Origin of the sequence: Desulforhabdus amnigena, assembly GCF_027925305.1 — a bacterium.
Taxonomy (GTDB): Bacteria; Desulfobacterota; Syntrophobacteria; order Syntrophobacterales; family Syntrophobacteraceae; genus Desulforhabdus; species Desulforhabdus amnigena.
In genome coordinates this window covers 4,486,916-4,499,092 of sequence record NZ_BSDR01000001.1, presented here as the reverse complement: position 1 = coordinate 4,499,092, position 12,177 = coordinate 4,486,916, and the positions used below count along the sequence as shown (strand labels likewise).

At 53.8% G+C, this 12,177-nt stretch carries 8 protein-coding genes and 1 pseudogene; all 9 read left to right on the top strand.

What is annotated here, in order from left to right; all coding sequences use genetic code 11:
* The first annotated feature begins 66 nt into the window (after window positions 1-66).
* The 9 genes and pseudogenes from QMG16_RS19280 to QMG16_RS19240 all read left to right on the top strand — a co-directional run bounded on the left by QMG16_RS19280 (window position 67) and on the right by QMG16_RS19240 (window position 12,174).
* Window positions 67-267 carry a hypothetical protein gene (locus QMG16_RS19280; RefSeq protein WP_281796939.1) on the top strand — a complete coding sequence of 67 codons (201 nt, stop codon included), beginning with the start codon at window positions 67-69 and terminating at the stop codon, window positions 265-267.
* A 327-nt stretch (window positions 268-594) separates the two neighbouring features.
* A pseudogene (locus tag QMG16_RS19275) lies at window positions 595-777 on the top strand (NAD-dependent epimerase/dehydratase family protein); the annotation flags it as partial.
* 348 nt (window positions 778-1,125) lie between these two features.
* Window positions 1,126-2,214, top strand: coding sequence for a GDP-mannose 4,6-dehydratase (gene gmd / locus QMG16_RS19270; protein WP_373878761.1), 1,089 nt, complete (start codon window positions 1,126-1,128; stop codon window positions 2,212-2,214).
* 149 nt (window positions 2,215-2,363) lie between these two features.
* Window positions 2,364-3,389: a GDP-L-fucose synthase family protein gene (locus tag QMG16_RS19265; RefSeq protein ID WP_281796935.1), complete on the top strand. Its 1,026-nt coding sequence runs from the start codon at window positions 2,364-2,366 to the stop codon at window positions 3,387-3,389.
* A 103-nt stretch (window positions 3,390-3,492) separates the two neighbouring features.
* The gene (locus QMG16_RS19260) at window positions 3,493-3,942 is read left to right on the top strand and encodes a ParB/RepB/Spo0J family partition protein (RefSeq protein ID WP_281796933.1); all 450 of its coding nucleotides are present in this window, start codon (window positions 3,493-3,495) and stop codon (window positions 3,940-3,942) included.
* Between the two features lie 135 nt (window positions 3,943-4,077).
* A complete protein-coding gene (locus QMG16_RS19255; RefSeq protein WP_281796931.1) occupies window positions 4,078-7,518 on the top strand; it encodes a beta-galactosidase in 3,441 nt (1,146 codons plus the stop codon).
* A 548-nt stretch (window positions 7,519-8,066) separates the two neighbouring features.
* Complete coding sequence (locus QMG16_RS19250) at window positions 8,067-9,611, top strand: oligosaccharide flippase family protein (RefSeq protein WP_281796930.1); 1,545 nt, start codon at window positions 8,067-8,069, stop codon at window positions 9,609-9,611.
* Complete coding sequence (locus QMG16_RS19245; RefSeq protein ID WP_281796927.1) at window positions 9,598-11,013, top strand: Coenzyme F420 hydrogenase/dehydrogenase, beta subunit C-terminal domain; 1,416 nt, start codon at window positions 9,598-9,600, stop codon at window positions 11,011-11,013. The genes QMG16_RS19250 and QMG16_RS19245 overlap by 14 nt, the downstream gene beginning before the upstream one ends.
* A gap of 96 nt (window positions 11,014-11,109) precedes the next feature.
* Window positions 11,110-12,174, top strand: coding sequence for a polysaccharide pyruvyl transferase family protein (locus QMG16_RS19240; RefSeq protein WP_281796924.1), 1,065 nt, complete (start codon window positions 11,110-11,112; stop codon window positions 12,172-12,174).
* The last annotated feature ends 3 nt before the right edge of the window (window positions 12,175-12,177 follow it).

Here is a 12,177-nt window from a genome sequence, read left to right as displayed (position 1 = left end):
GGGGGGACCAAGGGGGGTGTCGCAAAGTCCACAGGGGGTTTTGGGATAGGCTTTAAGGAGAGTCCCATGAACATTGCAGAGGTCATCTGCCGTGAAGCCAACCGTCTTCCGGAGAATCTGGCTTATGAGGTGCTTGATTTCATCCAGTACCTTCAATTCAAACACGCACTGAGGGACTCCGCCGGTGATTCTTTAAAAACCGCACAACAACCGGTGATGAACCGAATTTGGGATAACCCCGAGGACGAGGTTTGGAATGAACTGTAACCCCGGTGATCTCGTCGGCATACCTTTTCCCTATTCGGATCTGAGGACAAATAAACGAAGACCGGTCTTAGTCATCACCTCCCCGGATCACCACGGCGACTTCATTGGACTTGCGGTCACTTCTAGTCCCGACACAAGGCTGGACTGTTCCGATTGACGAGCAGTCCATGGCCTCGGGCCGCCTTCCCAAACCGAGTTGGATTCGTTGCGATAAGGTGTTCACTCTGCAACAAGAAGACATCGCGGGAGGCTATGGGACACTGAAGGCTGAAGTATTTCATGAAGCGATACGGATAATGTGCAGAGGCCTCGGATGCCGATAACATCCTCTTTCTTGAAGGCGACATCCGCGATTTCCAAACCTGCCGTACCGCGTGCACCGGCGTCGACTACGTCCTCCACCAAGCCGCCCCCGGTTCCGTGCCCCGGTCCATCGAAAATCCGATTTCGACCAACGACGTCAATATTACCGGGTTCCAGAACATGCTCACAGCGGCCCGCGATGCTAAAAACCTATCCGGAAACCACCTGTGGACTTTGCGACCCCCCCCTTGGTCCCCCCCTCGAGGGGGGAATTAAAGGGGGGTGTCCGCTGCCGAGGTAGGTTTTCGGATAGGTTCTAAGTACTGGTCTTCATAATTGTGCAGCCGTTTACCCATACGTTTTCGTAGGAGCGGCATCCTGCCGCGACAAGGTGTGCGGTTGCCGGTTCCTGTCACGGCTGGAAGCCGTTCCTACAAGGAACACGGAGTGCTTCAACGGCTCGCGAAGACCGGCAGCGGGCTTATCGTTATCGATATTACCTCCTCAACCGAGAAACCCCGTTCCCTCAGCGCCATCAGCGTCCAAAGGAAAAATATGCCCAAATCGGCTCTCATTACCGGCATCACCGGCCAGGACGGCGCCTATCTGGCCGAATTCCTGCTCGAAAAAGGCTACACCGTCCACGGTGTCAAGCGCCGCGCATCCTCCTTCAACACCCAGCGGATCGACCATCTCTACGAAGACCCCCACGTGGAAAACCGCCGGTTCATCCTTCACTACGGAGACCTCACCGATGCCACCAACCTGATCCGCATCATCCAGGAGGTCCAACCCGACGAGATCTACAACCTGGCGGCGCAGAGCCACGTTCATGTCTCTTTCGAATCTCCCGAATACACGGCCAACGCCGATGCCCTGGGCACCCTGCGCCTGCTGGAATCCATCCGCATCCTGGGGCTGGAAAAGAAAACCCGTTTCTACCAGGCCTCCACTTCGGAGCTGTACGGACTGGTGCAGGAAGTCCCCCAGACCGAAAAGACCCCCTTTTATCCGCGTTCCCCCTATGCCTGCGCCAAGCTCTACGCCTACTGGATCACGGTCAACTACCGCGAGGCCTACGGAATCTACGGCTGCAACGGCATCCTCTTCAACCACGAATCCCCCCTGCGCGGCGAAACCTTCGTCACCCGCAAGATCACCCGCGCCCTGGCCCGCATTTACCTGGGCCTGCAGGACTGCCTCTACCTGGGCAACCTGAACGCCCTGCGCGACTGGGGCCATGCGCGGGATTATGTGGAGATGCAGTGGCTCATGCTGCAACAGGAAGCTCCGGACGATTATGTCATCGCCACGGGGGAACAGCATTCGGTACGGGAATTCGTGCAGACCGCGGCCAGGGAACTGGGCATGGCCATCGCCTTCGAAGGCGAGGGCGTGGATGAGCGCGGTGTGAACCTGGCCAACGGCAAGACCGTGGTCTCCGTGGACCCCCGCTATTTCCGGCCAACGGAAGTGGAGACGCTCCTCGGCGACCCCTCCAAGGGCAAGGCCAAATTGGGATGGTCCCCCAAGGTCGGCTTCGAAGAGCTGGTGCGCGAGATGGTCCGGGCCGACCTGGAAGAGGCCAAGAAGGAAGAGTTGTGCCTGCGGGCGGGATTTGCCGTCAACACCCCCCAGGAATAGGGGACATGCCGCCCTTTCAGCACGTAGGAATTCCATAAGAATTCCATAATCTTCTCCGTGCCCTCCGTGCCTCCGTGGTGAATAACGGGATATTGGAATCCGTCAACTCCCTTACGGAACATGCCGCGGCCGGTGGTCGAAGGAAAATCATGAATCGTACGGAAAAAATCTTTGTTGCCGGAGCCGCCGGGATGGTCGGCAGCGCCCTCGTGCGCGCCCTGGTGGCCCAGGGCTTTGAAAACATTGTCGGCTCCATCCACCGCTCCCGGCCGCCCCTGGATGCCGGAACCGGAGAGCGCATGCGCCTCGTGCCCCTGGACCTGCTGGACCAGCAGGCCGTGAAGGGGTTTTACACCCGCGAACGCCCCGCCCATGTATTCCTGGCCGCGGCCAGGGTGGGCGGAATCCACGCCAACAACACGTATCCGGCGTCCTTTATCTACGAAAACCTGGTCATACAGTCCAACATCATTCACGGGGCCTACGAATGCGGGGTCAGCCGGCTCCTCTTTCTGGGTTCGTCGTGCATCTATCCCAAGCTGGCCCCGCAGCCCATGCGCGAGGAGCACCTGCTGACCGGTCCCCTGGAGCCGACCAACGAGCCCTACGCCTTGGCCAAGATCGCCGGCATCAAGACCTGCGAGTCCTATAACCGCCAGTACGGCACGCGCTTCGTGGCGGTCATGCCGACCAACCTCTACGGGCCGGGCGATAATTTTCATCCGCAAAATTCCCATGTGCTGCCCGCCCTTTTGCGCCGCTTTCATGAGGCGCGCCAAAACCGCGCCGAACGGGTCACCGTGTGGGGAACAGGCAAGGCCATGCGCGAATTTTTGCATGTGGACGACATGGCCGAAGCCTCCCTTTTCGTCATGAACCTGCCCGATGACGCGCTGCAGCGCGAACTGCTCTCCTACCCCAGACCCTGCTTTGTCAACGTGGGCACCGGCCAGGATGTGACCATCCGCGAATTGGCCGAAACCGTGGCCAATACCGTGGGCTACAAGGGAGAGCTGATCTTTGACGCGTCCAAACCCGATGGGACGCCGCGCAAGCTCCTGGATGTCTCCCGGCTCACGGCTCTGGGGTGGACCGCACGGATCGGGCTGGAAGAAGGCATCCGCAGCACCTATGCGTGGTTTCTAAAAAATGAGGCGCAGGCGCGGCTGGGCTGAATCGCTCGATACATTTGATGTGTCGATTCGGTCCGATCCCTCTACCCGGCGGGCAGGATGCCGTCAGCGTTTTCAGCGCCCTGGAAAAAGGAGAGTGTTCAAAATGATTGCTGTCGCCCCGACCTACCAAAAAGGCCGGCTCTACACCCTGGACCTCTCGCAGCTCCAGCCCGACCCCAACCAGCCCCGCAAGTCCCTGGACCCTGCGGCCCTGGAGGAACTCGCCGCGTCCATCGCGCAGCACGGCGTCCTGGAACCCATCCTCTTCCGCCTGGATGAAAACGGCGGCCTCATCATCGTCGCCGGGGAACGCCGCGTCCAGGCCGCCAGGCAGGCAAACCTCACTACCATTCCCGGCATCCTGGTGGACGGCAACCACGCCGAAATCGCCCTGGTGGAAAACCTGCTGCGCCAGGACCTCACCGCCATCGAGGAGGCCGAAGCCCTGAGCAGCAGCGGGCCGCACGAAGCAAAACTCCTGGAGTTATTAAACTTTATCCAAACATATCAACAGGTTCACCCATGTCGGCACACCGACACCATAACACTTTGAATTTGCTAAAAAACCAGCCCATCCTCGGATTACACAGATTAACGCAGACTGAATAGCCGCCACCGCCAACAACATAAAAAGTTTTTTTAATCTGTGAAAATCTGCGTAATCTACGGATTCAAAAGAGGTAAGAATTTGTCACGCCCCATGCACTTCCTCATCATCGGCCTTCTGCTCCTTGTGGCTCCCGTTCTCACCTTTGCTCAGGACATGGCCGAACTGGAAACAGACCACGCCCTCACCTTCGAATTCGAAACCCCGCACACCGACTGGGCAACGCCCTACGCTCAGGGCAAAACCCGTGTGCTCTTCTTTACCGACGGCACCGGCACCCATCCCCGCGAATGCGTCGAGCTCATGGAGCGTTTCGACCTGGATGCTCAGGCCGTCTTCTGGGCCAGAATCGTGGACAGCAAGGAGAGCCACTGGCACGGCGGCAAACTCGGTGAGGAGCGCATGCAAAAACTCCTGGAGCAAGATTGGGACTGCTTCGTCTTCCTGAACATCCCCATGAGCAACCTGCCTCAAGTTGCAATGGCCCGAATCCTCGAAGCCGTCGAAAAGGGCGCGGGAATCGTGCTCGTGGGAGTGGACAGTGCCGGCATTCCCCAGGAAAAGAAACGCCTGGATCAAACACCCCGGTTCCTTTCCCATGTTCCTCTCGAGGAAACCCTCACCTTCCACCAGGGCCGCATCGCCCGTCTCTCGAGCGAACCCAAAATCGAATATCACGAGGGATGGGAAGTGGACTACGACTACTGGGAGGAGCGGTTCGGCCGGGCGGTTTTGTGGGCTGCGAAAAAAGAACCTTCCATGAACCTTGAACTGGCCGTTTCCGCCTCCCCTTCAGCTCCCCATGCACCCGGTCCGGCTCCACGCTTCACCGATTCGCCGGAGACTCTGACCCTGAAAATCTCAGGCCAACCCAAGGGAGACAAGCCCACCCTTCACCTTTCCCTGCGAAGACCGGCCGATAAGCCGATTTCTTTCCCTCCCCGTGAGCTTTCAAATGGGCAAACTGTTTCCATTGATCTCCCCGCCCTTCCCGCGGGCGACTACCACGCCGACGCCATAGTGAAAAGCTCCGCGGGCGTGGAAACCTGGGCTACCCTCCCCTTTGCCGTGGAATCAGGGCGCAAGGTGAAGGAGATCAAGCTGGAGCGCGAATGGGGTGAACCGGGTGAAAACCTTGCGGGCACCGTGACCCTGGCGGGGGAACCGCTTCAGGGAGAGAGCGTCCGTGTTCAGTTGCTCGACCGCCGAAGACGGCAGCTCCTGAGGCAGGACCTGGTTCCCGACGGCGACACGGGCCGCTTTTCGTTCGAGATTTCCCACTGGATGCCCATGCTGGTCACAGTGGAGGCTCAAATCCTTGTAGGCGACACGGAAATATCGCGGGATGACCGATATTTTCGCGTGACGCACCGCAGCCGGGACCGCTTCAACTTTCTCGTCTGGGACACTCCAACGGGAAACCTTGCTCCCTACGCCGAAGAAAGCCTTGCCAATACCGGCATCACCTTGCAGCTTGCCTGGGGAAATCCGCCTCTGTATGTCTCAGCGTTTGATGTTGCCTGGGTCCCGTACACAACCCACATTTCGACTCCAAAGACCCAGGAAGGAGTCATGCAACCCTTCTGCTGGAACGACGAAGAGGCGGTGGAAAAGCACGTTGCCGCACTGGCTGCAAAACATGCGGGCTCGCGTGAGCACGGAGCCTTCGTTTATTCCCTCGGCGATGAAAACAAAACCCTCGGCTGCTGCCTTTCCCCTCACTGCGCAACCGCCTATCGAAAGTATCTTCAAGAAGTCTACGGAAGCCTGGAAGCCTTGAACCGTTCCTGGAGTTCCGATTTCAAGGCCTGGGACGATGTCGGCCTCTCCAAGGAAGACGACAGTGAAGAAGAAAATTCCCTGAAAGACAAAAACTACCCGCGCTGGTTCGATCGGCAGGCGTTCAAATCCTGGAATTACGTCAGGTACTGTGAGAAGTACCGCGAAGCTTACAAAACCCTGGACCCGCAGGCCAGGACGGGCTTCGAGGGGGCCGGTGGATTCGCGAAGGGAGACGACCTGGATTTGATCGTGCGCAGTATGGACTTCTGGTCGCCCTACCCGGGACTGGCCGATGAGGTCATCCGATCCATCGCGCCGCGCGGCTTCATTCGTTCCAACTGGATGGGATACACCAAGGACGCCGATTCCCTGCTCCGGAAGTACTGGCGCATGGTGACCCTAGGCATGGATTCCGTCTGGTGGTGGCGGTGGGACTGCATCGGCAAATTCCACGGCTGGCTGGCGCCGGACCTTCGCCCCTATCCGGCGGTGAAAGAGATCCTGGAAGACACCCGGGTCCTGCGCGACGGCCTGGGTGACCTGCTGCTGCAATCACAAATGCAGGATGACGGCATCGCCATACTCTACTCCTATCCTTCCACTTTCGCCTGCAGGCTGGACGAGGGCGCGAGCTATGGAGGCTACGAGGAAGCGCACCAGGCAATCATCAAGGCTTTGAGGAACCGGGGATTGCAGTTCCGGTACGTCACGGACCGGATGCTGAAACTGGGCGAGTTCGATCCGTCCAAAACTAAAATATTCATCCTGCCCCGCGCTGAAGCCATGGGCGACAAGGAAGCGGAAGTCATTGGGAAGTTCGTCGAAGGCGGCGGGACCGTAGTGGCGGATCTCCGCCCCGCCATCTACGACGACCACTGCAAGCCGCGCGAAAAGGGAGTGCTGGACGACCTTTTTGGAATCAGCCGGGAAATGAGATCGCCGGCTCAAGTCACCACCAGCCTCGAAGGAGTTCTGGGGTTCAAAGCCGTGGTGGATCCGGGCATCCGGGTAACCGGTGCCTCGCCCGCTCAGAAGCTGGGGGAGACACCGATACTGCTCTCTCGAAAAGTTGGAAAAGGGACTGTGATTCTTCTCAACTGCGATATGAACACGTTCGCACGGCTCTCCGCCGCGCTGTTTTCAAGGGGAGATGCAGCCACGGCCGAAACGGAAGCACTCCGTGAAGCTTTCGCCGGGGTTGCACCGCAGATCACTCTTGAAGGCCACGAAGGCAAACATCCGGAAGATATCCAGGTCACCCGGTGGCGGAATGGAGCCATGGAGATCGTCGCTCTTTTCCGTGAAACCGGGTCCAAAGAGGACGTGACGGTGGTTCTGCCCGAAACGAAATACATTTACGACTTGCGCAACCGCAAGTCCCTGGGGCAGCAGGAACGTTTCAGCACCACGATCCTTCCGTCACGGGCAAGTTTTTTCGTCCTGTCACCGAATGGGGCTCCCGAACCAAAACTGGACATCGATACAACCACGGCCGCACGCGGCACTGTGGTGAAGGCATCACTCTCCGTGCCGGGAAGCGAAGGGCTCCATGCCTTGCGGGTGCGCGTAAAATCCGGAGCCGGCGAACTGGATGGGCTCAGCCGAATTCTGGTTGTAGAACGGGATACAAAGGAATTAGATATCCCCATTGCATTCAATGATCCGGTCGGCATGTATGAGATCCAGGCAACCGATTTATTTTCTGAACAAACGAAAACCGTCCAAATAACGGTTCATTAGTTCATTCTGACCATCTCAACCATGTGGTAACGCTTTCGCAGAATCCTATTACTTCCGTCACCTCCAGTGTTTAAGAGGCAAGCTCACTGCAACATCATCAGTGACCTGTTTTGCCATAACCCGTGTTATGGAGGCTTTTTACAAGCGTTCATCAACATCCCATTTTTGAACGCAGTCCGATACACCCGTTATCAAAAATATACTGCCAGCCACAGGGATCTTGTAGGTTCCGCTTTGATTCACTGTCTCGAAGCTCAGGACTACACTCAGTTGCTCTTCCGCATTCACGCTGAACTCGATTTAGAGCCTATCCGAAAACCCAGTCTGCGCCTAGCAGAATCAATGGCTTACGGAGTTTTCGGATAGGCTTTTAGTAGCCGCCACATCTTGGCTCAGAAGAATTTAGTGAGGGCCAAAAACCGGGCAACGAATTTAAGGTGATTTGGGCCTTTTTGGACGATCCAAGATAACGCCATCTCAAAAAATCAACATTTTTCATCGCCCCGTCAGCATCTTCATCGTACCGAAAAGGAAAGCGTCATCTGCTTATGAAGCCAATAAGGGGAAGTTTTTCTTTAAATATTGCGACAAACATTTTCAATTTGGCACTAAATATTATCGTCGGTCTGTTTTTGGTTCCGTATTTGATCCGGAGGTTAGGCGTTGAGGCCTATGGAATTATCCCTCTCGCAAATTATTTTATACAATACCTATCCTTGGTGTCCTTAGCTCTGAATTCAGCGGTAGGAAGATATATTGCGATTGCTCTAGAGAAAGGGATGAAAGAGGAATCCAACCGGATCTTCAATACTGCGTTCTGGAGCAATCTGGTTGTTGTCTCTCTACTGCTCTTGATCAGTATCCCGATCATCATTTTTCTCGACAAAATCATCAACTTGCCAACCAGTATAGAACAGGCATCCCGCTTCCTTTTTATATGTACATTTCTAGGTTTTTACCTTTCTATAGCTACATCTGCCTTTGCTGTATCTTCCTGGTGTCTCAACCGTTTCGATCTGCTCAACGGTATCAGCATCATTCGCCAGACTGTTTATCTCTCCCTTATTATGATTCTTTTCAGTTTCTTCCAGGGCAATCTTTTTTCGGTAGGAATTGCGATTTTAGGCGGCGCTCTGACAACGACGACATTGAACTATGTGTTGTCCCGACAACTATTGCCTCATCTTCGTATCGGCATTCGCTATTTTGAGAGGGCTTCCCTGAGAAAGCTGCTATCTACCGGAGGATGGATCAGCATCAACAAGATTGGCTCCATCCTCTATTTACAAATTGATCTATTTGTTCTCAACCGCCTCCTTGGAACATTCATTGCGGGACAGTATGCATCCATACTGCAGATGTCCATGGTCGTACGGATGCTCGGTGCTGCCATCAGTTCAGTCTTTGGACCACCCATGGTTTATCTTGTTGCGCAAAACAATAGAAGTGAACTCGTTCGTTATACCCGGCGGTCACTGCTATTTCTTGGGATGTCTATGGCCTTACCCATAGGTTTGATTTGTGGCTTTTCCAAGCCCTTGCTGTCATTGTGGCTTGGAAACGATTTTTCCACCCTATCGACACTGCTCATTGTTCTTACTGCTCACCTTTCCGTAAACGTTGCCGTCTATCCTTTCTTTGAACTGCAGACAGCCACCAATAGAGTGCGATGGCCGGGTCTCATTACTTGTATTATGGGTGCTGCAAATTTCGCATTAGCGCTTTCCCTGGCAGGCTGGACAAGTTTGGGCATGTATGGGGTAGCTGCCGCTGGGGCTATCATGCTGACTCTCAAGAACGCTCTCTTCACACCGATCTATGGAGCGCTGATAATTGGTCAGTGCTGGTATCTTTTTCTAAAAGAATTGATTCTCATCACCTTCCTAACCTGTGCTGTATTCCTGGTGTCAACATCACTACTGACATTTATCAAAATCGATACTTGGATAGAATTGATACTGTCGAGTGCCTTTATCAGCGCAACCTATTGCTTGGTGGTTTGGACCTTTCTGCCGAAAGAAGAGAAAAGGCTGATCGTGGAGAAAGTTGGAGAGATTTTTGGAAGGATGGGCATTGCCTATGCAGGAAAATAATGTATGTAGCAAAACGGTGGCTCAAAATCTGTGCGTGGGATGCGGTGTCTGTGCTGGAATTTGCCCCCACAGCAATCTCATTATCCAGGAAAACGCTGAAGGTGGATATAATCCTGTTAGCCTGGGGCACTGCCTTTCGTCTTGTTCCGAATGCCTCCACGTTTGCCCCTTCCAGGATCATGACTTCAATGAAGACTCTATAGGGAAAACGCTCTATGGTGAAACAGCAGGGATTCGACACAGAATCGAAACCGGCTATTTCTTGAATACCTATGTCGGACATGTAGCAGACTCCGTTCACCGTTGGCGTGGAGCTTCCGGAGGCATGGCAACATGGTTTCTGAAAACCCTCCTCATCGAAAATATCGTAGATCATGTTATCTGTGTGACACCCCAGCAAGATCCACATAAGCTTTTCGCCTTTGAGATTATTTCTGATCCTGACGACATCCTGCGCTCTGCCAAGTCCGCCTACTACCCGGTTGAACTATCCAGTGTTCTTCAGTCTGTTTCTGAAAGGCCAGGCCGATATGCACTCATAGGATTGCCGTGCTTCATCAAAGCGGTCCGTTTGGCAACACTGCGAAACTCCAAGTTAAGAGAGCGTATTCTTGTCTATGCCGGGCTCGTCTGCGGGCAACTCAAGACGAAAGGGTTTACTGAGAGTTTGACTCGGAAGATGAACCTTGATCCTAGAAAGATTCGACACTTCTGTTTTAGACATAAAACTCATGAAAGACCGGCATCGAATTTTTCGATGACTGCGTCCGATGATAGAACTACTGCCACCGTTCAGTGGAGTGACTTTTGTAGTTTGGCATGGATGTCCGGCATGTTCAAACTCAAATCCTGCAATTTCTGCGACGATGTTTTCTCCGAACTTGCGGACATTTGCTTTATGGACGCATGGCTGCCGGAATATGCGGAAGAAAGTGCCGGTACCAGTTTGGTGATCACCCGGTCTGCCCTCGCAGAGCGGATCATTCGGGAAGCTGGGATAAAAAACGGCAAATGCGACCTGCAAGAGATCCCTGTAGAGAAAGTCATCGAAAGCCAGTCATTTGTCGTCATAACCAAGCGAGAAATGCTCCAGCACCGTCTTTGGGTTGAATCAAAAAAGGGACGAATCATCCCTCAAAAACGTGTTACCCCGAAAAAACCCCATCCACTCGATTGGCTGCATATTTTAAACGCAGAGGCCATTCGTTCACGAAGCTTCATGGCACTTTCTAAACAGAGGGCTAGTAGGGATGTTGGCCTTGCGGTCTTCTTGAAGCAAATGAGAAAGGATTTATACCTTCGAAAGTGGCTGTATCGCTTCAATCGCGAAAATTTTAAAGCGGGGATCAAGCGCCGAATCGATAATGTTCGGAAGCGTATCAGGCCTCTGTTGAAGCCGTAATTCTTGTGCAAAAATCTAAAGAGGCCATTCATTTGTTGAGTGTGCCTAGATGTTTTGTCTGCAAGTAGAAATGAACATTTGTTCAGAGGGTACTTTATGAATGTTGGTATTCTGACTTTTCATTGGGCATACAATTACGGTGCAGCCCTTCAGGCATATGCTCTATCTCAATCAGTTAAGAAACTTGGACATACCGTCCAATTCATCGATTATGCGCCGCCTGCCCTTAGACTGCCTTGGTGGCAGGGATGGGGGTTTCGCAGTGGGACTGAACTTCTTTCGCGTACCTGCTGGCGTTTGCGATTCGACCTCTTCCGATACCGCTGCTTACCCACAACGCGTCGCTGCTGCTCCAAGGAGGAATTGCAAGCCACCGCAGACGAATTCGATGCTGTAATTGTCGGCAGTGATCAGGTGTGGAACGGCAATATCACCGAGGGATTCGATCCAACGTATTTTTTCGATTTCGTAGAGAATCCGAAATGCCGCAAAATAAGCTATGCCGCGTGTTTCGGGAATTCCACACAACCTGCGGAGACAATATCGAAGGCAGGTGCCTTGCTGAACCGTTTCGATTTTTTGTCCGTGCGCAATGAGATGAGCGCCAAGCTTGTTCATGATATCTCCGGAAGGAAGTCCGAAGTAGTCCTCGATCCGACATTGCTACATGATTTTGGCGAACATCTCAGTCCACCACTTAATAAAACTGGTTATATCGCTGTTTATCATCTTTCTGGACAGCACATTTCTATTGGCGAGGATATCTTGCGCATCGTTAAGGATAAAATGCGGTTGCCAGTTATCCTGATTGGCACAAAGAGTAATGTCAAAGGGATTGACCGGTATATCCCCTCCGCAGGACCTGTGGAGTGGTTGAGAATCCTCCAAAGAGCATCATTCGTGTGCACTGATTCCTTCCACGGTACGTTATTTTCCATTAAGTTCAGAAAACCCTTTATTGTCTGGAGTGGTTTTAGACCAAAACGGATCCGGGATTTCCTGACAACCTGTGGACTTCAAGATCGGCTTTTGACTGCTCCCATTGAATCCGATGTAGTGCGGCTTATCAATGAGAACATCGATTATGATGCGGTCGAAGACCGACTCTCTCCCAAAATTTCCACCTCACTTGATTTTCTGAAGAAGGCTCTTGCGTCATAGACC